Here is a 22,297-nt window from a genome sequence, read left to right as displayed (position 1 = left end):
ACGTGCGCCTTGACGCAGCACCGCGATGGAGAGAATAAGCCTTGGCGGATGAGTTTCGACATATCGGTCGTAGCGGGTCGCCAAGGATAATAAAGGCAAGATTAATGGTTATTGGCATGTTGGGTTTTCAAACGACGGTATCGCGTCCGGTCACTCTTTCGGGTATCGGCGTTCATTCGGGTGCCGACGTTTCGATTACCTTCAACCCCGCTGAAGCCGACACTGGTGTCGTATTCAATCGCATGCATGACAACGGCGAAGTCACCGAGCTTCGCGCTGTTTCCTCGCAGGTCGGCAATACCGACCTGTGCACCGTTCTCGGCTTTTCTCCGGCGCGCTCCGTCGCGACGGTCGAACATGTGATGGCCGCCGTCTACGCGCTTGGCCTCGACAACGTCGTCATCGAAGTCGACGGCGCCGAAATGCCGATCATGGACGGCAGCTCGATGCCTTTCATCGACGCCATCGAGCAGGTGGGTCTGGTATCGCTCGGCGTCAAGCGCCGCTACATCCGCATCACCAAACCGGTTCGCATCGAGCATGGCGGTTCCTGGAGCGAGTTTCGTCCCTATGACGGCATGCGCTTCGAAGTCGAGATCGATTTCGACACGCCGCTGATCGGCCGCCAGAAGTGGGAAGGCGACATGACCGCCGCCACCTTCAAGTCGGAACTGTCGCGCGCCCGCACTTTCGGCTTCATGCGCGACGTCGAACGTCTCTGGGCTTCGGGCCACGCGCTCGGCTCGTCGCTGGAAAACTCGGTCGTCATCTCCGACGATCACACCGTCATCAACGTCGAAGGCCTGCGCTACGCCAAGGACGAATTCGTGCGTCACAAGACGCTTGATGCCGTCGGCGACCTTTCGCTTGCGGGCGCTCCCTTCATCGGCTGCTACCGCTCCTATCGCGGCGGCCACAAGATGAACGCCAACGCGCTGAAGGCGCTGCTCAGCGATCCGACCGCCTATGAAGTGGTCGAGACCTCGGCACCGCGCCAGCGTGTTGCCCCGCGCGATTTCATCCGCGTCAACGCTCCTGAATTTGCTCCCTGGTCGGCTTGACCTCCATCGCATTCTTTAGGCCAGGGCCGCCTCCTTCGGGAGGCGGTTTCTTTATGTGCAACAGACAAGTGTGATTCCCGATAGACCTTTCGCGGCAGATATTTAGCTGGGCATAATCGAGAATTATCCGGACAAAACAGACGATTATCGGCGGGGTCGCCACAAAAATGCGTTAATGCATCATCAATGCGTTGCTCTGGCCATGCATTTGTGGCTAGAAACGCCAGCGAGGCGTGGCTGCTGTTGAGGGATGGCGGCTCTTGGGATGTTCCGATGGGTTATGCAGGGTCTGAAAGTATGATGAAGACAGCGCGTGCTTTGTTCGCATCGCTCCTGGTGCTGAGCGCAGGTGCCTTGATTTCCGGATGCCAGTCGGACCCCGATATCGATATTACCAAGCTCGGCCTGCAGAGCGATCCGCCTGATGTTCTCTACAATCAGGGTCTGGCCAACATGAAGGCCGGCAACATGGCGGAAGCCGCGCGCAAGTTCGATTCGATCGACCGCGAAAATCCGTTCTCGGAATGGGCCCGCAAGGGTCTCGTGATGAGCACCTTCGTGAAGTACCGCCAGGGCCGCCTCGACGAAGCGCTGGCCTCGGGCAACCGCTACATGGCGCAGTATCCGAAGTCCAAGGATGCCGCCTATGTGCAGTATCTGATCGGTCTCACCTATTCCAAGCAGATCGTCGACGTGACGCAGGACCAGCGCGCTGCGTCCAGAACCGTCGAGGCCATGCAGGCCGTGATCGACAACTATCCCGATTCCGAATATGTCGACGACGCGCAGGCGAAGATCCGCTTTGCCCGCGACCAGCTCGCCGGCAAGGAAATGCAGATCGGGCGCTATTACATGGAGCGCAAGGAATACCTTGCCGCCATCTCGCGCTTCCGCATCGTCGTCGAAAAGTATCCCAACACGAACCAGGTCGAAGAGGCGCTCGCGCGTCTGGTCGAGGCCTATTACGCGATGGGTATCGTCGAGGAAGCCCAGACGGCAGCCGCCGTTCTCGGCCACAACTACCCCGACAGCCAGTGGTACGCGGATTCTTACAAGCTCTTGAAGAACAACGGCGCGGAGCCGCGTGAAAATCAGGGCTCGTGGATTTCGCGAGCCGGCAAGAAACTCCTCGGTACCTAAAGCCGATGCTGATCCAGCTTTCGATCCGCGATATCGTCCTGATCGAGCGGCTGGATCTTGCCTTCGAGGCGGGTCTCTCCGTTCTGACGGGGGAGACCGGCGCCGGCAAATCCATCCTGCTCGACAGCCTGTCGCTCGCCCTTGGCGGGCGCGGCGATGGCGGTCTTGTCCGCCACGGCGAGGACAAGGGGCAGGTGACGGCCGTCTTCGACGTCAGCCCCGACCACCGGGCGCGCGTGCTGTTGCGCGACAACGGCATCGACGATGACGGCGACCTGATCTTCCGTCGCGTGCAGAGCGCCGATGGCCGCACCAAGGCCTATGTCAACGACCAGCCGATCAGCGTGCAACTGATGCGCCAGGCCGGCCAGATGCTGGTGGAGATCCACGGACAGCACGACGATCGCGCTCTGGTCGACACCCACGCCCACCGCATCCTGCTCGACGCCTTCGCCGGCATCGCCGACGAGGTAACCGGCGTCTCGCAGCTCTATCGCGTCTGGCGCGATACCGAGCGGACGCTGAAGAAGCACCGCGAGAAGGTCGAGGCGGCGGCGCGCGAGGCGGATTACATCCGCTCCTCCGTCGAGGAGCTCGACAAGCTGGCGCCGCAGGACGGCGAAGAGGACGAGCTTGCCGAACGCCGCCAGAAGATGATGAAGGCAGAGCGGATCGCCGGCGATATCGCCGAGGCCTCCGAATTCCTCAACGGCAATGCCTCGCCCGTGCCCCATATCGCCTCGCTGGTGCGCCGGCTGGAGCGCAAGAGCCATGAGGCGCCGGGCCTGCTCGAGGACACTGTGGCGCTGCTTGATGCGGCACTCGACCAGCTCTCCAACGCGCAGATGGAAGTCGAAGCAGCACTTCGCAAGACGGAGTACGATCCCAAGGAACTTGAGCGCGTCGAGGAGCGGCTTTTCGCGCTGCGCGGCGCCTCGCGCAAATATTCGGTGCCTGTCACCGAACTGCCGGCGCTTGCGATCCGCATGAGCAACGATCTGGCCGATCTCGATGCCGGCGAGGAAAAGCTTGCCAAGCTCGAGGCCGAGGTCGGCGTCGCGAAGGTCGCCTATGAGGCGGCAGCGCAGGTGGTCTCGGCCAAGCGTCACCAGGCCGGCGAGGCGCTTGCCGGGGCCGTCATGGCGGAACTACCGGCGCTGAAGCTCGAACGCGCCCGTTTCATGGTGGAGATCGCCTCCAATCCTGAAGAGGCCGCGGCCGAGGGCATCGACGTCGTCGAATTCCACGTCCAGACCAATCCGGGCACGCGCCCCGGCTCGATCATGAAGGTGGCCTCCGGCGGCGAGCTCTCGCGCTTTCTGCTGGCGCTCAAGGTGGCGCTTGCCGATCGCGGCTCGGCGCCGACGCTTGTTTTCGACGAAATCGACACCGGCGTCGGTGGCGCTGTCGCCGATGCGATCGGCCAGCGGCTGAAGCGGCTGTCGGCCAAGGTACAGGTGCTTTCCGTCACCCACGCGCCGCAGGTGGCGGCACGGGCCGCGACGCATCTCCTGATCTCCAAGGGACCGGCTTCCGAGGGCTCCGAAAAGATCGCCACCCGCGTGGCGACGATGGAGCCGCACGACCGCACCGAAGAGATCGCCCGCATGCTTGCCGGCGCTTCGGTGACGGAAGAGGCGAGGGCGGCCGCCAAGCGGTTGTTGACGGCGGGCGAGTAGGCGTCGACGTAGCGATCAACAAGCTGGCAGCGGCAATGGCGATCTGTCCAGTCGATCATCGGGCCGACCTGTAACCAGTTGCTGACAACCGAAAAGCGGCGCTTTTTCCTTCGTGAAAATTGCTCTAGAAAACGACTCCTCACAGGAGCTCCGCCATGTCCGCCGCCAACCAAACGCCCGTCGAAACCCTGAGCGAAGAACAGGCCGCCGCAGAGCTTGCCTTTCTGGCAGCCGAGATCGCCAGCAATGACGAGCTCTATCATGGCAAGGACCAGCCGGCGATTTCGGACGCCGAGTACGATGCGCTGAAGCGGCGCAATGATGCGATCGAGCAGCGCTTTCCCGAACTCATCCGTGACGACAGCCCCTCGCGCCGTGTCGGCGCGGCCCCGCTGCCGACTTTCGCGCCAATCACTCATTCGCGGCCGATGCTATCGCTCGACAACACGTTTTCCGACGAGGACGTGCAGGATTTCATCGGCTCGGTCTACCGCTTCCTCGGGCAACTGCCCGACGGCTCTATAGCGTTCACCGCCGAGCCGAAGATCGACGGCCTGTCCATGTCGATCCGCTACGAGAACCGCAAGCTGGTGAGTGCCGCAACCCGCGGCGACGGCACCACGGGCGAGAACGTTACCGCCAATGTGAAGACCATCAAGCAGATACCGAACACGCTGCCTGCGGACGCGCCCGATATCGTCGAGGTGCGCGGCGAGGTCTATATGGCCAAGAGCGACTTCCTTGCGCTCAACGCGCAGATGGAGGCCGAGGGTAAGCAGACCTATGTCAACCCGCGCAACACGGCGGCGGGGTCGCTGCGCCAGCTCGACGCCAAGGTGACGGAGAGCCGCAAGCTGCGCTTCTTCGCCTATGCCTGGGGCGAGATTTCCGAGATGCCATCGGATACGCAGATGGGCATGGTCGAGACCTTCGGCAAATGGGGTTTTCCCATCAATCCGCTGATGAAGCGGCTGTGCTCGGTCGAGGACATTCTCGGCCACTACCGCGAGATCGGCCTTCAGCGGCCGGATCTTGATTACGATATCGACGGTGTCGTCTACAAGGTCGATCGGCTCGACCTGCAGCAGCGCCTCGGCTTCCGCTCGCGCAGCCCGCGCTGGGCGACCGCCCACAAGTTCCCGGCCGAGCAGGCGTTCACGACGGTCGAGAACATCGACATCCAGGTCGGCCGCACCGGCGCGCTGACGCCGGTGGCGCGGCTGACGCCTGTCACCGTCGGCGGCGTCGTCGTCACCAATGCGACACTGCACAACGAGGATTACATCAAGGGCATCGGCAATTCCGGCGAGCGCATCCGCGAGGATGATCACGATATCCGCATCGGCGACACCGTCATCGTGCAGCGTGCGGGCGACGTCATTCCGCAGGTGATCGACGTGGTGATGGAGAAGCGGCCGGCGGGGGCGGAGGCCTATGTGTTTCCGAAAACGTGTCCGGTTTGCGGGTCGCATGCTGTACGGGAGCGCAACGAGAAGACCGGCAAGCTCGATTCCGTCACCCGCTGCACCGGCGGCTTCGTCTGCCGCGCGCAGGCGACCGAGCACCTGAAGCACTTCGTCTCGCGCAACGCCTTCGACATCGAGGGTTTCGGGACCAAGCAGGTCGATTTCTTCTTCGAGAGCGAGGACGAGGCGCTCAAGATTCGCACGGCGCCCGATATCTTCACGCTGAAGAAGCGGCAGGAGGCATCGACGCTCACCAAGCTCGAGAATATCGACGGCTTCGGCAAGGTGAGCGTCAAGAAGCTGTTCGACGCCATCGACGAGCGCCGCTCGATCGCGCTCAACCGCTTCATCTACGCACTCGGCATTCGCCATGTCGGCGAAACCACCGCCAAGCTGCTCGCCCGCCATTACGGCACCTACGAGGCTTTCGAGACCACGATGAAGGAAGCGTCGTCACTGTCCGGTGACGCCTGGCAGGATTTGAACAATGTCGAGGGCATCGGCGAGATCGTCGCCCGCGCCATCGTCGAGTTCTACAAGGAGCCGCGCAATCTCGATGTCGTCGGCCGCCTGCTGGACGAGGTGACGCCCGAGGCCGCCGAGCAGATCGCCGCTTCCGACAGCCCCGTCGCCGGCAAGACCGTCGTCTTCACCGGCAGCCTGGAGAAATTCACCCGCGACGAGGCTAAGGCGCGCGCCGAAAGCCTCGGCGCCAAGGTCGCCGGCTCGGTCTCGAAGAAAACCGACATCCTGGTCGCCGGCCCCGGCGCCGGATCGAAGCTCGACAAGGCAAGGGAACTCGGCGTCCAGACGATGGACGAGGACGAGTGGCTGGCGTTGATCGGTGGGTGAGGTTTCAGGTGTCTGGTAGACGGTGATCGGTTTATTGGCCGACCACTGTACTCTCATCGCAAGCGCCCCATGGCATATGCGTCGACATACTCGCCGGCGCGATACCCGAAGGATTTCAGCAGCCCCTCCTGCTCGAAGCCGAATTTTCGGTAGAGCGCGATGGCGGGCTCGTTGTCGGTATAGACGGTGAGCTCAAGGCGTTTGATGTCGAGCCAGTCATCCGCCGCCTCGACCATTGCCGTCAGAAGCCTTCTGCCGAAACCGCGGCCGACGAAATCATCATGCACGCCCATGCCGATGCTTGCGACGTGCTGCCGGCGTCCGGAAAAACGGTTGAGACCTCCGGTGGCGACGATCCTATCGTCGAGCGTCACGACGAGATTGAGCGCGCCGGGCGAGGGGTTCTCCGCGTGCTTGCGGACCTCGGTCACCGATGGATAGGGCAGACGCAGCGTGCCGGCGCGATAACCGGGCAGGTTCGTCAACTCGGCGAGTGCTTCGGCGTCCGATGAAAGCAGGGCGCGCACGCGGATGTCTCCAGCCGGTGCGGCTTTGTTAGACTGCGGATTTTCAGGATCTCTGGGCATTCTGGCTTTCCTTTGTCGATACGAGGAGAGCCGGTTCCCAAAACCCTGCTCGCCTCGGCAGGGTTCTCGGGATGATCGCTATGCGTTCAACACAGCACAGCACCCGCGCACCCTTGATGGGGCGTGGTGATATGAAGGGTCATCATGGTTGCGTTGGCGATCATGGCGCGAGGTTGCGATATGTCGCCATCTTTGTCAACTCATCCGGGTATTGCCCCCGCCTGGCCTTGCGAACCGGCCGGTAAAGCGACTGTGACTTTCCATGGGCGAGCGGATTTGCATCTTTCGGTCATCGCCTCGCTCAGCGGCGAGTCGTCAGATACGAACCGATAGGAAGTCCGATGAGGAAAGTGCTTACTCTCTCTGCCGTTGCCCTGATGCTGGCCTGCGCAGCGCCGGCTTATGCCCAGCAGGCTGACAGCGAAACGGTCGAGCAGCGCAACAAGGCGATCGTGCTCGATTTTTACGAGAAGGCGCTCAACCAGAAGGACTTTGCGGCAGCTGCGCCCTATCTCGGTAAGTACATCCAGCACAATCCCAACGCGGCCGACGGTCCCGAGGGGCTGAAGGACTTCCTCGGCTTCCTCAAGCAGAAATATCCGCAGTCTCACAGCGAAATCAAACAGGTCTTCACCGACGGCGACTATGTGATCCTGCACGTCTTCGCGCTGCGCGAACCGGGAACACGCGGCAACGCGATCGTCGACATATTTCGCCTGAAGGACGGAAAGATCGAGGAGCACTGGGACGCGGTTCAGCCCATCCCGGAAAAGTCCGCCAACACCAATACGATGTTCTAGGCTCGGCGACCGAGACCGGCTGCGGGTCGACGTCTGCTTTTGCCGAATCGTTCCGCCGCGTCTAAAAGAGCGGCGGGACCGTCAGTCGGGAAAGTTCGCTTGAAAACCATCGCCATCGATTTCGAAACCGCCAACGAGCAGCGCGGCAGTGCCTGTTCGGTCGGGCTTGCCTGGATCGAGGATGGGGTGGTGACCAGGGTGGAGGAGCGGTTGATACGGCCGCGGGAGATGCGGTTTTCCGGCATGAATATCGCCATCCATGGTATCCGGCCTGAACATGTCGAGGATGCGCCGGAGTTTCCTGAAGTGATGGACGAGTTCGTCGATGACTTCAGGGGGGCGACGATGATCGCGCATAACGCTTCCTTCGATTTCAGCGTCTGGCGCGCCTGCCTTGATGGCTACCGGCAGGCCTATCCCGAGCTCACCTATCTCTGTAGCCTGAAGATGTCGCAGCGGATCTGGCCGCATTTCCTGTCGCATCGGCTGAACATCCTCGCCGAGCATTTAGGGCTGCGTTTTGTGCACCACAATGCTGCCGAGGATGCCGCCGTGTGCGCGCAGGCGGCGATTGCCATGGCGCGGCATGTGGGGGCTGCGGCGGTGCATGCGATCCCCGAATTCATCGGCATGAAGCCGGGGCGGCTGACGTCGCGCGGCTACGAGCCCTGCACCTGCCGCAAGGGCTAGCGGCGCGGGTTCCTGTTGGCGGTGAAGCCGGCGCGGTGTGCCTCGTTTCCTGGGGTCAATTCATGGGCACGGTGTTTCTTGCCATGCGGCAGGCTCCGCCTATCTTAGCTTGCGCAACATTGAAGCGCCGCTGAGGGAATTCCGCCATGTCCAGACTTCGCAATCTCGTCCTTTCCGCAGCCGTTCTGGCTGGTGTGTCCGCAGGTGCCGCGTCCGCGGATGTCGTCGGCAAGGTGGGGGTCGACTGGATCGGCAACGATATCCTCGTCGATGCGGTGGCCGACCCTGAGGTGAAGGGCGTCACCTGCCATGTCAGCTATTTCGACCGCAGCGTGATCGATCGCGTCAAGAACGGCAACTGGTTCGAGGATCCTTCGAACAGCGCCATTTCCTGCCATCAGACCGGGCCGATCGAGATCGGCGATATCGACCTGTCGAAGGGCGGGGACGAGGTGTTCAAGTCGGGCATCTCGCTGGTCTGGAAGAAGCTCGTCGTCACCCGCATCTATGACAAGCAGAACGATACGCTGATCTATCTGGCGCATTCGCGCGAACTCACCAACGGATCGGCGAAGATGGCGATCTCCACCGTGTCGCTCTACGGGCAGACGGTGACCTGGAAGAACGGCAAGCCGCAGTAAGGCGAGGTGCGCGCGCAACTTTCGGTGAAGCCGGCTCTTGTCGTCTCGTGCGATATGGCAATCGTCATGCGGCGCGGATAAGGTCCGCGCCGGAGATCACATGGAAGAGGACTGATGATGGCTGGTAACTACAGGATAGCAAACGAGTTTCTGAGCGTCGACGTTTCGTCGCTGGGTGCCGAGATGCAGGCGCTCGATACCAGCGATGGCCGTTCGCTGCTGTGGAACGGTGATGCGGCCTTCTGGAGCGGGCGCTCGCCGATCCTGTTTCCGATCGTCGGCAAGGCGCCTGATGATGCGGTCGAGATCGAGGGCAAGAGCTATCCGATGAACCAGCACGGCTTTGCCCGCCGCGCCGAGTTCGCGCTCACCGCGTCCAGCGATACGATGTGCCGCTACGAACTTGCGGCGTCGGAGGCCACCAGGGCGGTCTATCCGTTCGATTTCGTGCTTGCGGTGGAGCACAGCCTTGAGGGACGCACGCTGACGGTGGCCGCAGAGGTGAGCAACCGCGACCGGCGGCCGATGCCGTTCGGGCTCGGCTTCCACTCCGCCTTCGTCTGGCCACTGCCGGGTGCCGAGGGGAGCGATCACGTGATCACGCTCGACAACGCGGCCGAGCCCGCGCTCATCCGCCTGTCCGGCGGGCTCTTGTCGTTCGCCAAGCATCCGTCGCCGTTCAGGCAAGGGCGGCTGGTGCTCGACCACAGCATGTTCGATGAGGACGCGATGGTCTTTCCGGAAGGGGCCGGCAAGGGGCTGCGCTATAGCGCCGAGGGCGGGCCGACGCTGCATTTCAGCTTCGAGAACCTGCCCAATCTGGCGCTCTGGCAGAAGCCCGGCGCGCCCTTCATCTGCATCGAGCCGTGGCATGGCATGGCAGCCGAGAATGGCGGCTCCAAGGCGCTTGCCGAGCGGCCCTACAGCCATACGCTTGAAGCAGGCAAGACCGCGCGTTTTGCCTTCTCGGTCGAGATCTCGGGTTAAGCTTAGACTGGCTTCCGATTGAAATGAAAACAGCCCGCGACGGATGCCGTCGCGGGCTGTTTTGCATTGAAGCGTTCGGTCTGGCTCAGGCGGCTTCGCGGGCCAGTTCGTCGGCGATGACCGTGTCGAGGTTGAGGAAGCAGACCATGGTCTTTTCCAGGGCCACGATGCCGCGGCAGAAGGCGCGCTGTTCTTCCGGGATGATTTCCGGCGCAGGCTGCAGGTCTTCGCTCTTGATGGTCATCATGTCGGAGACCTGTTCGACCAGCAGGCCGACCAGCTTGCCGGCGATGTCGGTGACGATGATGGCGGAGCGCTCGGAAGGCTCGGTCATCTTCATGCCGAGGCGGCAGGCCATGTCGATGACGGGGATGACGGCGCCGCGCAGGTTGATCAGGCCGAGAACGTAAGGCGGGGTGTGCGGCATCGGGGTCACGGGCGCCCAGCCGCGGATTTCGCGGATCGCCATGATGTCGATGCAGAATTCCTGCTCGCCGAGATGGAAGGACACGATCTCCAAATGAGAACCGGTCTGGTTGATGACAGTGCTATTCATGATCAAAATTCTTCCCAGTTGTCTCCGGCCGGAGCGGCCATGGCTCGTGCGGCGTTGCCGCCGCTGAATGCGCCCGCGACCTTGCCGATGAGGGCTCGTGCGGGAGATGATTTCGGATGCGAGGCTGCTGATGCTTCCCGCGGCGTGTGACGGGCATTCATGCCCTCGCCGATATTGAACGTGCCGATCAGCTGGATCAGGTGGTCGGCGTCGGTGGCAAGCGTATGGCTTGCCGCGTTCGTCTCTTCCACCATGGCCGCGTTTTTCTGCGTGACCTGGTCCATCTGGCTGATGGCTGTATTGATCTCGTTCAGTCCTACCGATTGTTCGCGTGCAGAGGTTACGATTGATTTAACATGTTCGTCGATCCGCGAAACATCTTCGCCGATTTCGCGCAAAGCCTGTCCCGCGGCCGTCACCAGCTCGCCGCCGGTCTTCACTTCGGCGCCGGATTTGCCGATCAGCGTCTTGATGTCCTTGGCGGCGTTGGCGGCGCGCACGGCCAGTTCGCGCACTTCCTGGGCAACGACCGCGAATCCCTTGCCGGCCTCGCCGGCACGCGCCGCCTCGACGCCTGCGTTCAGCGCGAGCAGGTTGGTCTGGAAAGCGATTTCGTCGATGACGTTGATGATCTGGCCGATCTCGCGCGAGGCGGTCTCGATGCGCTCCATCGCAGCCATCGCGTCGTTAACGACGATGTCGGACTTGGCGGTGTTCTCACGGGTATGGGCAACCATCTGGCCGACGCTCTCGGCGCGGTTGGTGGCGTTGCGCACCGTGGTGGTGATCTGGTCGAGTGCGGCCGATGTCTGCTCCAGCGAGGCGGCCTGCTGCTCGGTGCGCTTGGCGAGGTCGTCGGCGGCCGAGCGCATCTGCCGGCCGTTGGCCTGGATCGAGGTGCCGTTGCGGGTGATCTCGGTCATCGTCTGGCGCAGCGTCGCGGTGGTCTGGTTGAAGTCGGCGCGCAGGCCCTCCAGCTCCGGCTTGAAGGCGTTTACGATCGTCGCGGTCACGTCGCCGGCGGCAAGGCGCTTCAGGCCCTGGCCGAGCGCTGTGACGGCGGTGTTGAGCGCTTCGGTGTCGGCGAGCTTGGCGGCGTCGCGGCTGCGGCGCTCGGCGTCCGATTGCTGGCGCTCGCTTTCGCTGCGCTGTTCGAGCGCGCGCTTGTCGATCGCCGCCTGCCTAAATCCCTCGGCGGCGCGGGCCATGTCGCCGATCTCGTCGCCACGTTGGGTGGCGGGCACGGGGCTGTCGAGATCGCCATTGGTGATGCGCTGCATGCTGGCGCGAACGCTCTCGATGCCGCGGCGGATCGAGCCGCCATGGACGTATTGGAGGCCGGCCATGCACAGCATGGCGATGATGCCGAGGCCGATCTGGATGTAGACGGCGTTCTGGGAAATGACGTTGGCCTGCTCGATGCGTTTCTTGGCGATGGCGCCGCCATCTAGCGCCAGCTTGTCGAGCGTCGTGGTCAGCTTGTCGCCGCCGCTGTCGATGGCGTCGTCCAGCTGGTCGAAGGCGGCTGCCGGAGCACCTGTCTCGACCGCATTCTTGAGGTCGCCGAGGATGCTCTGCTTGAGGGCGGCGACATCGCCGTCGTAATTCGAGACGAGGCTGGTGGCGTTCATTTCGTCGGCGAGCAGACGCATCTGGCTGGCGCCGCTTGAGAGCTGGGCGATCGAATCGTTCATCAGCTTCAGGCGTTCCGCCGTGACCACCTTGCTGTCGCGATCGACGATGGTGTCCATTGCCGCCAGAATGAGCGTGAGGTTGGCCGTGCGCATCTCGTTGATGTAGTCGACGCTTGCCTGGATTTCGTTGGCCCGATCGAGCGCCTTGCGCACCGTGATGTTTTCATACCATCCGATGCCCATCATCGCGCCGAAGCCGATCAATGCCGCGCCGGCGAGCGTTCCGAGCCTCTGGCTGACGGAAAGGCTCTTGCGCACTGTCATGTCTGTCATGTGAAGACTTGTCCCCTCCCGCGATGAGCGCGGTCATGTTCTCATTCGCCAGCAAGCGGATATGCGGGATCAAGCTCCAGCCGGACATCATGTCAGTCGAACGGCGAGCGTCCTATCCGGGGCTAAATATGCCAATGATTTTTTAAGTATTTGCTAACGATAAACAGCCGGTCTGCGACTGCGCTCAGCATGGGGTGAGGCAATTCATCACGGCCCGAAAAACGTCTTGTTGAATTGCGCGGCTGCCGGCGACGCGATATCAGGCAAGGGGACGGGATTGCTTTCCCGGGCGAGGAAATTATCGATGAAAACAGTGCGTATCGCCGTGTGGGTTGCCGTGTTCCTGATGGCCGGTATCCTGGGATGGCTGACTTTGAATGTGACGCAGACCAAGGAGGTGGCCTCCGACGGTCCGTTCGGCGTGCCGTTCACGCTTGTGGCGCAGGATGGCAAGCCGATCACCGAGCAGGCGTTTCGCGGCAAGCCGTCGGCAGTGTTCTTCGGCTTCACTCATTGCCCCGAGGTCTGCCCGACGACGCTGTTCGAGCTGGATGGCTGGCTGAAGCAGGTCGATCCGAATGGCGACAAGCTGCACGCCTATTTCGTCAGCGTCGATCCCGAGCGCGATACGCCCGAAGTGATGAACCAGTATGTGTCGAACGTCTCCAAGCGGATCGTCGGCATTTCGGGCGCGCCCGACAAGGTGGCGGAGGTGATCAAGGGTTACCGCGTCTACGCCAAGAAGGTGCCGGTCGACGAAAACAACCCCAATGGCGACTACACGATGGATCACAGCGCGCAGGTGTTCCTGCTCGATTCCAAGGGGGGCTTCGCCGGCACGATCGCCTATGGCGAAAATCCCGATACGGCGGTAAAAAAGCTGGAGAACCTCGCCAACAAGGGATGAGATCATGGCGCCGGGGCATCGCAGCATTCTGATTGCAGGCGCCGGCACGACCGGTCTTACCGTAGCCCTCGAACTCGCCCGACGCGGCTTTCGCCCGCGTGTCGTCGACAATGATGTCGGTCCCGTTCCGCTTGCCGAAAGCCGGGCGCTCGGCGTCAATGCGCGGACGCTGACGCTGCTTGGTCCGTCACGGGTGACGGATGCCATCCTGCAGGAGGCGCAGCAGATCGCGCAGTTTCGCGCGACCTCTGAGGGGCATCGCCTGGCGACGGTCGACACGACGAAGCTGCAGGGGCGCTTCAGCGCCATTTATGCGCTGGCGCAGGGGCATACCGAGCGACTGCTCCTAAGCAAGCTCGATGACTATGAAGTCGATCCTGAATGGCAGACCGCGATCGAGAAGGTATCCGGCGATGCCAAGCCTGTCGTCACGCTGCGCAAGCCTGACGGGACGGTCGAGACCGCGACTTTCGATATCGTCATCGGGGCCGATGGTGCGCATTCGGTGGTGCGCAAGGCTGTCGGCATCGGCTTTCCGGGCGAGGCGCTGGAGAGCAGCTTCTATCTCGCCGACTTTCGCTACAAAAAGGAGATCGACCCGCATTTTATCGAGATGCAGCTGGTCGATCCCGGCATGATCGGCCGGATCCCGGTCGAGCGCGATGTGCTGCGGTTTATTTCGACGCTGCCGGATTTCGAGCAGAAGATCGTCCATCCCGGACCGGTGGCGGAGCGGCTCTGGGTCTCGGAGTTTCGCATTCATTTCCGGCATGTCGAAGAGATGGCCAAGGGCAATGTGTTTCTGGCCGGCGATGCTGCGCATATCCATTCGCCGGCCGGTGCGCGCGGCATGAATCTCGGGATCGAGGATGCCTGCTGGCTCGCCTATCTGATTTCCGAGGGCCGCGAGGCCGAGTACAGCCGGTTGCGGCTGCCAGCGGTGAAGACCGTGCTGAAGCAGACGCGGCAGCTGACAAGGCTGATTGCGATGCGCAATCGACTGGCTATTTCGATCCGGAACCTTGCGGTGCCGGTGCTTTTTAGACTACCTGCATTCCAACGAAGATTGCTGACCGGCGTTGCGGGATACGACACGCCGCCGCCGCCGTGGATCGACGGCGCGTTGTAACGGGAAAGACCGACCTTGAGTGAAATCCGCCTCTATGTGACGACGACAGAAGTGCTGGCCGGGGAAGTGCTCGACCTTTTGTCCGAGGTGTTCGGCGAAGAAGACTTCGCCATCGCCACCACCGAAATCGACGAGAAGAAGAACATCTGGGAAGCCTCCGTCTACATGATGCGCGAGGACGAGGATGACGTCCGGGTTCGGGTCGAGGCGGCGCTTTCCGAAGCATTCCCCGAGATGTCTGTCCAGCGCGAGGTCATTCCCGATGTCGACTGGGTGGCGAAATCGCTCGAGGGGCTGAAGCCGGTGCGGGCAGGGCGCTTCCTGGTGCATGGCTCGCACGACCGTGACAAGGTGCGCTCCGGCGATATCGCCATCGAGATCGATGCCGGACAAGCTTTCGGCACCGGCCATCACGGCACGACGGCGGGCTGCCTCGAGGTCATCGACCGCGTGGTGCGCTCGCGCCGCGTCCGCAATGCGCTCGATCTCGGCACCGGTAGCGGCGTTCTGGCGATCGCGGTGCGCAAGCTGAAGAACATTCCGGTTCTCGCCACCGATATCGATCCGATCGCTACCCGTGTCGCGGCCGAGAACGTCCGCCGCAACGGCATCGCGTCTGGCATCGTCACGGAGACGGCGCCCGGGTTTCATTCGACGGCGTTTTCGAACCATGGTCCGTTCGACCTCATCATCGCCAATATCCTGGCGCGGCCGCTGATCAAGATGGCGCCGCAGCTCGTCACGCATCTGGCGCCGGGCGGATCGGTGATCCTGTCTGGCATTCTGGCATCGCAGCGCTGGAAGGTGCTGGCGGCCTATAATGGCGCGCACCTGAGGCATGTGCGCACTATTTGGCGCAATGGCTGGGTGACGATCCATCTCGATCGGCCGTAAAGTCTGGATCCAGGTCCGTAGTCAAAAAAAGCCCCGAGCGCCTGATGGCCTCGGGGCTTTTTGATTTGGACGCGTCACATCGCGACAAAAAGAAAAGGCGGCGCCGATGGCACCGCCTTGCGACCGGTTTCCCGATCATGTCTGCGAGCTTGATGAGGAGGAGTGCTCAAGCAGACGTCTACTTATTCTGATCGCCGTTCCGGTGAGGGAGGAGGAGAGCGGAGCGGCGCGTTGCTCAGAATGCGTAGCTTCTTGCGGCGCCAGCGAGAATGGTGCGTGGGCCTTCGTTCAGTGGGCGACGAGCGCCGATGATATGACGCACAGTCTGGCGCTCGCCAGCCTGTACCGGGCTGCTGTAAGCGGAGCGCGACAGAGAGGCAGTCATTTCAAAATTCCTTTTGTTTCCGGTTCACTTTGAACCATTCGATGAGCGCCTTATAACCGATTGAAAAAATCGAGGCAGAGGGTTTGTCTCATGGGAGCCATGCAGCCAATGCATAAAGCGTGCCAAGCCGGTGAATTGCGCCTCATTTCCGCCCAAATATTGCGCGGCTTTCGATCATCGGCGAGACGCGGTTTTTCTCCCGTTCGCGTGAAATTCCGATAACATAGCGGCATTCCGCCTGCCGGATTCGTGTTGAATGTCGGACCAAACATCAGGTTTTTGAGCATGTACCAGTCTTTCGAAGTCACCTCCACGCCACAATTCGGCCGCGATCGCACCTCTGCGCTGCGTGCAAGTTTCGACGATCTTGCGATCGACGCCTTTCTTGTCTCCAGGGCGGACGAGTTCAACGGCGAATATGTGCCGGCGTGTTCGGAGCGCTTGGCGTGGCTGACGGGCTTCACCGGCTCGGCCGGCATGGCTTTGGTAACGCGCGCTGAGGCGATCGTGTTCGTCGACGGCCGCTATGTGACGCAGCTTGCCGAGCAGGTGGACGGTTCGGTGTTTACCGGCGGCGATCTCGTCAACGAGCCGCCGCATCTGTGGCTCGGCAATCACGGTGCCAAGGGGCTCCGCCTCGGGATCGACCCGTGGCTGCATTCGGGCGCCGAGGTCAAGCGGCTGGAGAAGGCGCTGGACGCGATCGGTGGTTCGCTGGTCATCCTTCCGCACAATCCGCTCGACCGGCTCTGGGCCGACCGGCCGCAGGAGCCGCTGGGCGCCGTGGCCATCCAGAACGTGGCGCAGGCGGGTGTTCTGGCCGATGAGAAGATCGGCAAGATAGCGGCCGATCTTAAAGCCAAGGATATCAAGGCTGTTCTGATCGCCGATCCCTCTTCGGTTGCCTGGATCTTCAACATTCGCGGCGCCGACGTGCCGCACACGCCGCATCCGCTGGCGCGCGCCATCATCTACGCCGATGGCAAGGCCGACCTGTTTCTCGACAAGCGCAAGACCGGGATCGAGCAGGAGGCCTATCTGGCGCAGATGTGCGTGCAGCTGCCGCCGTCGGCGCTCGAGGAAAAGCTTTCGGCGGTCTCCAGGGATGGCGGCCGGGTGCTCGTCGATCCCGATCTCACCTCCTACGGCCTTGCCAGCATCATCCGCGCGGCTGATGGTGTCGTGGTCGAGGGCAATGATCCGGCGAAGCTACCGCGGGCTGTCAAGAACAGCGTCGAGATCAACGGCTCGGCTGCAGCGCATCTGCAGGATGGCGCGGCGATGGTCGAATTCCTGTGCTGGCTGGCGCAGACCAAGCCCGGCACGGTGACCGAGATCGAAGTCGCCGAGAAGCTCGAGGCGGCGCGCGCCAAGGTCGGGCAGAGCATGCAGAACCCGTTGAAGGACATCTCCTTCGACACGATTTCCGGTGCCGGACCGCACGCGGCGATCATGCACTACCGGGTGACGACCGAGAGCAACCGCAAGCTGGAGGCGGGCGAGCTGTTCCTGATCGATTCCGGCGCGCAATACATCAACGGCACCACTGACATCACCCGCACGGTGGGCGTCGGCACGGTCTCGGAAGAGCAGAAGCGGTTCTTCACGCTGGTGCTGAAGGGGATGATCCAGATCAGCACGGCGCGGTTCCCGAAGGGGACGCGCGGCTGCGATCTCGATCCATTGGCGCGTATCGCGCTGTGGCGGGCAGGGGCCGATTTCGGCCATGGCACCGGCCACGGCGTCGGCTCCTACCTCTCGGTTCACGAGGGGCCGCAGCGGATCTCCCGGATGTCGACGCAGGAGCTTCTGCCGGGGATGATCCTTTCCAACGAGCCGGGCTACTACCGGCCGGGCGCGTTCGGGATCCGCATCGAGAACCTGATCTATGTGCGCGATGCCGAGCCCGTCGAGGGCGGTGACATGCCGGTGCTGAGCTTCGAGACGCTGACCTTCTGCCCGATCGACCGCAGCCTCGTCATTGCCGAGCTTCTGACCCATGACGAGCTGCATTGGTTCAACGACTATCACGTGAAGACGCGTGAGGCGCTGATGCCGCTGATCCATGACCAAGAGGTCAAGGCGTGGCTGGAGAATGCGACGCTGCCGCTGGAATATTGAGAACGGTGAGGGCGGCGACCTTGATCGGTCGCCGCGTCAGCCGCCGATCGTGTGGCGCCAGGCCATGACGACCGCCCAAGCGGCGACCAGCATCCAGGTGTGCGAGACGCGCAGGCCGACGAGCAGGGCGACAACGAGCGCTAGCTTGGTTTCCCAGCCGCCGGTGAAGAAGGCGGGGGCGACGAGCGTGGTGAGCACCGCGGCCGGCACGGCGGCAAGGGCTGCTTCCATGCGCGGCGGAATGCGCTTCATCGTGGTGATCAGGATATAGCCGCCGATGCGCGTCGCATAGGTTGCGACGGCGGCCGCAAGGATGATCAGCAACATGTGGGGATCGAAGGTCACGTCACACCTCGTGCAGATCGGATTCGAGTTCCTGCGCCGTCGGCGGCGGCGGGAACAAAGCAGCAAGCAGGATGCCGGCGGCTGCGCCCAGGCTCACATGCCAGGGCGAGCCGACATAATGATAGGCGACGACCGAGGCGACGGCGCTGACGGCTGCCACGGGGATGAAGTTGTCGCGGTGGCGGAAATCGAGAACGATGCCGAGGAAATAGGCCGGCAGCAGGATATCCAGCCCGATCGACTTCGGATCGCCGATATAGCGGCCGAGCGTGCCGCCGAGCAGGCTGACCAGCGTCCACGGAACATAGATGATCAGGCCGAAGCCGAGATACCAGGCAAAAGTCACCGGCTTTCCGGCTTCGCCGCGCTTCACCGTCTCGGCGAATTGCGGGTCGACCAGCAGGAAGAAGGTGAAGAACTTCTGCAGCTTGGTGAAATGCTTGATGTAAGGCGCGATCGCCGCCGAATAGAGCACGTGGCGGAAATTGACGGCGAGGATGGAGGCGACGATCAGCCATGCCTGGACGTCATGGCCGAAAAGCTCGAGGCCGACCATCTGGCTGGCGCCCGCATAGACGGTGGCGCTCATGAAGGTGAGTTCGAACAGCGACATGCCATGATCGGTGGCCAAGGCGCCGAACAAGGCGCCAAACGGGCTTGACACCAGCGCAATGGGGAAGCCGCCGCGCAGGCCGTCGGTAAAATTCGCGCGTGACATCGGCGATCATCCTCCTGGAAATTGGGACCCCTCTAAGCGGCGAGGGCTACGGCGGCAAGCGAATTTCCTTGATTGACCGATCGATTTCGCTGAACGGTGCCAATGCAGTAGCCGTGAAGCCAATGAGGGGACGATGAAGCCGATCGAATTTTCCAAGGACGAGAAGGCGGCGCTGATCGCGCGCATCCAGCATCACTTCGACCGCGAGCTCGACCAGCCGATCGGCCTGTTGAAGGCCGAGCTGGTGCTTGATTTCTTCGCCAAGGAGGTAGGAGCCGCCTATTATCGCCAGGGCATCGACGATGCGCAGGCAGCGCTGGCGCGACGCATCGACGACTTCTCGGATGATGTCTATCAGTTGCAGCGCGAGGCCGGTGACTAGAGCGTTTCCGCGTTTCTTTGAAACGCAAAAATGCTCTATCTATTTGTTATCACGCAATTCCGGACGCAAAACCGCGCTACACTTTTGCTGGAATTGCTCTAGTTTTCGATCAGTTGTTCGCTGGTGACGATGTCGATGCCGCTTTCGCGCATCTCCTTGATCGCGGCCGCCACACCTTCCTGCGTGATGCCGCGGCTGGCGTCCTCGATGAAGCGAACCTTGACGCCGGGGAGCATTTCGAGCGCATCGAGCGCCGAAAACTTGACGCAGTAATCGGTCGCGAGGCCGCAGAGGTCGAGCTCGGTGACGCCCTGTTCCTTCAGATAATCGGCAAGGCCGGTGATGGCGTCCTGATCGTTGTCGCGGAAGGCGGAGTAGCTGTCGACGTGGTGCTTCTCGCCCTTCTGGAAGATCACGTCGATTTCGGGCACCCTGAGCTCGGGATGCAGCTCGGCGTCGCGGGTGCCCTGCACGCAATGGTCCGGCCACATCATCTGCGGCTTGCCTGACAGTTCGTGGAGTTCGAAGGGTTGTTTGCCTTCATGAGAAGAGGCGAAGCTGCCGTGTCCCTCAGGATGCCAGTCCTGCGAGGCGACGATCAGGTCGTATCGGTCGCTTGCGATCAGCCTGTTGGCGATCGGGACCACCTTGTCGCCATCGGGAACGGCGAGGTTTCCGCCGGGGCAGAACCCGTTCTGGATGTCGATCAGCAGCAAGGCCTTCATTGGCAGTTTCTCCACCTATTGTTGCACGGCAACATGCCAAGACGTGTGTCATGGCGCAAGAGTGGAAACGCCCCGCCAGTGCGGCGGGGCGCAATTTTATCAATCAGGCGTGCTTGGCAACCTGCTGTGCATTCGGGCGGTGACCCTTCAGGCCGTAGAAGACGATGTATGCGTAGCATACGATCGGCATCAGGAAGGCGAGGTGGATGCCGATGGTGTCGGCAAGAACGCCCTGGAGGACAGGCAGGAGCGCGCCGCCGACGATCGCCAGGCACAGGATGCCGGAGCCCTGGCTGGTGAACTTGCCGAGGCCATAGAGACCGAGCGAGAAGATCGTCGGGAACATGATCGAGTTGAACAGGCCAACCGCGAGGATCGCCCACATGGCCGTGTGGCCGGTGGTGAACACGGTGACGAGCAGCAGGATGATGACCGCGGCCGCGTTGAAGGCGAGCGCCTTGCCGTCGTCGACATAGCGCATGGCAACCGCGCCGATGAAGCGACCGACCATGGCGCCACCCCAGAAATAGGAGACGTAATGGGCGGCGTCGGCCTCGGAGAAGCCGGCGATATCGGGCTGGCTCATGAAGTTGACGAGGAAGCTGCCGATGCTGACTTCGGCGCCGACATAGACGAAGATGCCGATGGCGCCGAGCACGAGATGGCGGAACTGCCAGGCAGAACCACCGCCGACGATCGGTTCGATCTCCTCATCGCCTTCGACCTGCGGCAGCTTGAGGGCCGCAAAGACGGCGGCGAGCACCAGGAAGGCGGCCGCAAGCAGCATGTAGGGGAACTTCACGGCGCCGGCTTCGGCGATCCTGATCGCGTCGAGCTGTTCGGGCGTGGCGCCGGAAACGGCCGCGGTGGCTGCCGACAGGATCAGGAAGGCGCCGAAGATCGGCGCGATCGTCGTGCCGAGCGCGTTGAAGGCCTGGGTCATGGTCAGGCGGCTGGCGGCGGTATCCGGCGGGCCGAGAACGGTGACATAGGGGTTGGCCGCGACCTGCAGCAGCGTCACGCCGCATGCGAGCACGAAGAGTGCGCCGAGGAACAGGCCGTAAACGCGGTAGCTGGCGGCGGGAACGAAGAGCGCGCAGCCGATGGCAGCGATGATCAGGCCGAGCACGATGCCCCACTTATAGCCGATACGCTTCACGATCGCGCCCGATGGCAGCGAGGCGATGAAATAGGCGCCAAAGAAGCACAGCTGAATGAGCATCGACTGCGTGTAGTTCAGCTGGAAGACGTTCTTCAGATGCGGGACGAGAATGTCGTTCAGGCAGGTGATGAAACCCCACATGAAGAACAGCGATGTCAGGGCAATGAGCGCAAACTGATAATTGGCTGCCGGAGACGACGACGCCGACGTCTTCGCAGCATTGTTTGTTGTTATACTGGCCACTTTGGAACCTCCTGTTGTGGACGCCGGGTATTTTCCTTTGAATGCCGTTGTCAAAACGGGCCGGCGGTGGCTCGGCGGGGCGCTCTGGGGGAAGCGTGCAGCAAGCCACGGTGCGTCATATATGCGCAATTTTCGGATTTCGATAGTATTCAAAGTGTTTTGTTGTGCTTTGCAGTAAAATGTTTCGCATTTGCGAGATGAGAGGCGAGGGAGAGGGTGGTTTTGGGGTGTTTGGGGCGGTGTTTTGGCGTGAGGGCCCTCTCGGTTGTGCCGTGTGGCGCCCCCCTCTGTCCTGCCGGACATCTCCCCCACAAGGGGGGAGATCGACTCGTGGTGAGGTTTTCGCCAAACAATTGACGTGGAGCGAGCGGGCACGCCCAGCCAATCTCCCCACCTGTGGGGGAGATGCCCGGCAGGGCATAGGGGGGTAACACACGGCAGAACGCCACCCACCACGCACACCAAAACCGCGCGCGAAGCAAAGCCTCGCGACGGTCGGCGGCATGAAACGGGAAGGGCAGGCGGTTTGTTGTCGGTGGTATTGGTTGTCAGGCTGTCCGCCTGCCCGATCACCTTGGTTTCCGGTTCGCCCGACCCGACAGGAGCGTCTCTCGGATCGGTCTTGCAGGTGGATCATCAGCCCTGACGGCGTCTAACCCCCTTGGCAACCATCACCACACGCCGGATTTCGAGCGGCTGAGCATCCGGTTCGCGACCCGGCTCCCAGTGCGGTGACGAGGGGAGTATGGCGGGGCGGTGTGGGGTGGAGATGAGAAAAGTTTGGGGTGGGGGGTAGGGTGTTGAGCGGGTTGAGGGATTTGTTTTGTGGGGTGGGTGGTTGTGCCCGTGCGGTGGGGTGG

General features: G+C 62.3%; 21 protein-coding genes. 13 read left to right on the top strand and 8 right to left on the bottom strand.

The annotated features are described in order from the left end of the window. The first annotated feature begins 104 nt into the window (after nucleotides 1-104). The 4 genes from lpxC to ligA all read left to right on the top strand — a co-directional run bounded on the left by lpxC (nucleotide 105) and on the right by ligA (nucleotide 6,198). Nucleotides 105-1,061: a UDP-3-O-acyl-N-acetylglucosamine deacetylase gene (gene lpxC / locus QTL96_RS04155; RefSeq protein WP_111562102.1), complete on the top strand. Its 957-nt coding sequence runs from the start codon at nucleotides 105-107 to the stop codon at nucleotides 1,059-1,061. Nucleotides 1,062-1,334: 273 nt separating this feature from the next. Continuing rightward, nucleotides 1,335-2,201: an outer membrane protein assembly factor BamD gene (locus tag QTL96_RS04150; protein WP_181459232.1), complete on the top strand. Its 867-nt coding sequence runs from the start codon at nucleotides 1,335-1,337 to the stop codon at nucleotides 2,199-2,201. Between the two features lie 5 nt (nucleotides 2,202-2,206). Further along, nucleotides 2,207-3,880: a DNA repair protein RecN gene (recN, locus tag QTL96_RS04145; RefSeq protein ID WP_289726791.1), complete on the top strand. Its 1,674-nt coding sequence runs from the start codon at nucleotides 2,207-2,209 to the stop codon at nucleotides 3,878-3,880. 155 nt (nucleotides 3,881-4,035) lie between these two features. Then, the gene (gene ligA, locus QTL96_RS04140; protein WP_289726790.1) at nucleotides 4,036-6,198 is read left to right on the top strand and encodes an NAD-dependent DNA ligase LigA; all 2,163 of its coding nucleotides are present in this window, start codon (nucleotides 4,036-4,038) and stop codon (nucleotides 6,196-6,198) included. A 53-nt stretch (nucleotides 6,199-6,251) separates the two neighbouring features. Here the strand turns inward: ligA and QTL96_RS04135 are convergent, their stop codons facing one another. After that, nucleotides 6,252-6,785, bottom strand: a complete 534-nt coding sequence (locus QTL96_RS04135; protein WP_289726789.1) for a GNAT family N-acetyltransferase — start codon at nucleotides 6,783-6,785, stop codon at nucleotides 6,252-6,254. A 341-nt stretch (nucleotides 6,786-7,126) separates the two neighbouring features. Between QTL96_RS04135 and QTL96_RS04130 the strand changes: the two genes are divergently transcribed. From QTL96_RS04130 to QTL96_RS04115, 4 genes are all read left to right on the top strand, one after another. Next, on the top strand, nucleotides 7,127-7,585 hold the full coding sequence (locus tag QTL96_RS04130) for a nuclear transport factor 2 family protein (RefSeq protein ID WP_289726788.1): 459 nt from the start codon (nucleotides 7,127-7,129) through the stop codon (nucleotides 7,583-7,585). A gap of 99 nt (nucleotides 7,586-7,684) precedes the next feature. Next, entirely contained in the window at nucleotides 7,685-8,275 is a 591-nt protein-coding gene (locus tag QTL96_RS04125; protein ID WP_112982016.1) for a 3'-5' exonuclease, read from the top strand. A 146-nt stretch (nucleotides 8,276-8,421) separates the two neighbouring features. Continuing rightward, complete coding sequence (locus tag QTL96_RS04120; RefSeq protein WP_018897584.1) at nucleotides 8,422-8,916, top strand: CreA family protein; 495 nt, start codon at nucleotides 8,422-8,424, stop codon at nucleotides 8,914-8,916. A 117-nt stretch (nucleotides 8,917-9,033) separates the two neighbouring features. Further along, the gene (locus QTL96_RS04115; protein WP_289727168.1) at nucleotides 9,034-9,903 is read left to right on the top strand and encodes an aldose 1-epimerase family protein; all 870 of its coding nucleotides are present in this window, start codon (nucleotides 9,034-9,036) and stop codon (nucleotides 9,901-9,903) included. 85 nt (nucleotides 9,904-9,988) lie between these two features. Here QTL96_RS04115 and QTL96_RS04110 read toward each other — a convergent pair whose 3' ends face one another. Together QTL96_RS04110 and QTL96_RS04105 are read right to left on the bottom strand one after the other, a co-directional pair. After that, the gene (locus tag QTL96_RS04110) at nucleotides 9,989-10,459 is read right to left on the bottom strand and encodes a chemotaxis protein CheW (protein ID WP_037110830.1); all 471 of its coding nucleotides are present in this window, start codon (nucleotides 10,457-10,459) and stop codon (nucleotides 9,989-9,991) included. Between the two features lie 2 nt (nucleotides 10,460-10,461). Continuing rightward, entirely contained in the window at nucleotides 10,462-12,426 is a 1,965-nt protein-coding gene (locus QTL96_RS04105; RefSeq protein WP_289726787.1) for a HAMP domain-containing methyl-accepting chemotaxis protein, read from the bottom strand. 304 nt (nucleotides 12,427-12,730) lie between these two features. On the opposite strand from QTL96_RS04105, the gene QTL96_RS04100 reads away from it, so the two are divergent. The 3 genes from QTL96_RS04100 to QTL96_RS04090 are packed head-to-tail and all read left to right on the top strand — an operon-like array spanning nucleotide 12,731 to nucleotide 15,356. Further along, nucleotides 12,731-13,333: an SCO family protein gene (locus QTL96_RS04100; RefSeq protein ID WP_113198369.1), complete on the top strand. Its 603-nt coding sequence runs from the start codon at nucleotides 12,731-12,733 to the stop codon at nucleotides 13,331-13,333. A 4-nt stretch (nucleotides 13,334-13,337) separates the two neighbouring features. Then, a complete protein-coding gene (locus tag QTL96_RS04095) occupies nucleotides 13,338-14,462 on the top strand; it encodes an NAD(P)/FAD-dependent oxidoreductase (protein ID WP_289726786.1) in 1,125 nt (374 codons plus the stop codon). A 15-nt stretch (nucleotides 14,463-14,477) separates the two neighbouring features. Beyond that, nucleotides 14,478-15,356 (top strand): 50S ribosomal protein L11 methyltransferase, encoded by an 879-nt coding sequence (locus tag QTL96_RS04090; RefSeq protein ID WP_289726785.1) that lies wholly within the window; start codon nucleotides 14,478-14,480, stop codon nucleotides 15,354-15,356. A 235-nt stretch (nucleotides 15,357-15,591) separates the two neighbouring features. Here the strand turns inward: QTL96_RS04090 and QTL96_RS04085 are convergent, their stop codons facing one another. Next, nucleotides 15,592-15,741, bottom strand: coding sequence for a hypothetical protein (locus QTL96_RS04085; protein WP_018897591.1), 150 nt, complete (start codon nucleotides 15,739-15,741; stop codon nucleotides 15,592-15,594). A gap of 285 nt (nucleotides 15,742-16,026) precedes the next feature. On the opposite strand from QTL96_RS04085, the gene QTL96_RS04080 reads away from it, so the two are divergent. Further along, a complete protein-coding gene (locus QTL96_RS04080) occupies nucleotides 16,027-17,862 on the top strand; it encodes an aminopeptidase P family protein (RefSeq protein ID WP_289726784.1) in 1,836 nt (611 codons plus the stop codon). Nucleotides 17,863-17,898: 36 nt separating this feature from the next. Here QTL96_RS04080 and QTL96_RS04075 read toward each other — a convergent pair whose 3' ends face one another. Beyond that, entirely contained in the window at nucleotides 17,899-18,207 is a 309-nt protein-coding gene (locus QTL96_RS04075) for an AzlD domain-containing protein (protein ID WP_018897593.1), read from the bottom strand. Nucleotide 18,208: 1 nt separating this feature from the next. Next, nucleotides 18,209-18,925, bottom strand: a complete 717-nt coding sequence (locus QTL96_RS04070) for an AzlC family ABC transporter permease (protein ID WP_289726783.1) — start codon at nucleotides 18,923-18,925, stop codon at nucleotides 18,209-18,211. 133 nt (nucleotides 18,926-19,058) lie between these two features. Between QTL96_RS04070 and QTL96_RS04065 the strand changes: the two genes are divergently transcribed. Continuing rightward, nucleotides 19,059-19,307 carry a DUF2164 domain-containing protein gene (locus QTL96_RS04065; RefSeq protein ID WP_047505768.1) on the top strand — a complete coding sequence of 83 codons (249 nt, stop codon included), beginning with the start codon at nucleotides 19,059-19,061 and terminating at the stop codon, nucleotides 19,305-19,307. Nucleotides 19,308-19,405: 98 nt separating this feature from the next. Here the strand turns inward: QTL96_RS04065 and pncA are convergent, their stop codons facing one another. Together pncA and QTL96_RS04055 are read right to left on the bottom strand one after the other, a co-directional pair. After that, nucleotides 19,406-20,032, bottom strand: coding sequence for a bifunctional nicotinamidase/pyrazinamidase (gene pncA / locus QTL96_RS04060; protein ID WP_289726782.1), 627 nt, complete (start codon nucleotides 20,030-20,032; stop codon nucleotides 19,406-19,408). Between the two features lie 103 nt (nucleotides 20,033-20,135). Continuing rightward, the gene (locus QTL96_RS04055) at nucleotides 20,136-21,428 is read right to left on the bottom strand and encodes a sugar MFS transporter (protein WP_289727167.1); all 1,293 of its coding nucleotides are present in this window, start codon (nucleotides 21,426-21,428) and stop codon (nucleotides 20,136-20,138) included. Between the last annotated feature and the right edge of the window lie 869 nt (nucleotides 21,429-22,297).

The sequence above is a fragment of the Rhizobium sp. S163 genome (genome assembly GCF_030380805.1).
Classification (GTDB): Bacteria; Pseudomonadota; Alphaproteobacteria; order Rhizobiales; family Rhizobiaceae; genus Rhizobium.
This window is presented reverse-complemented; position numbering and strand designations above follow the sequence as displayed.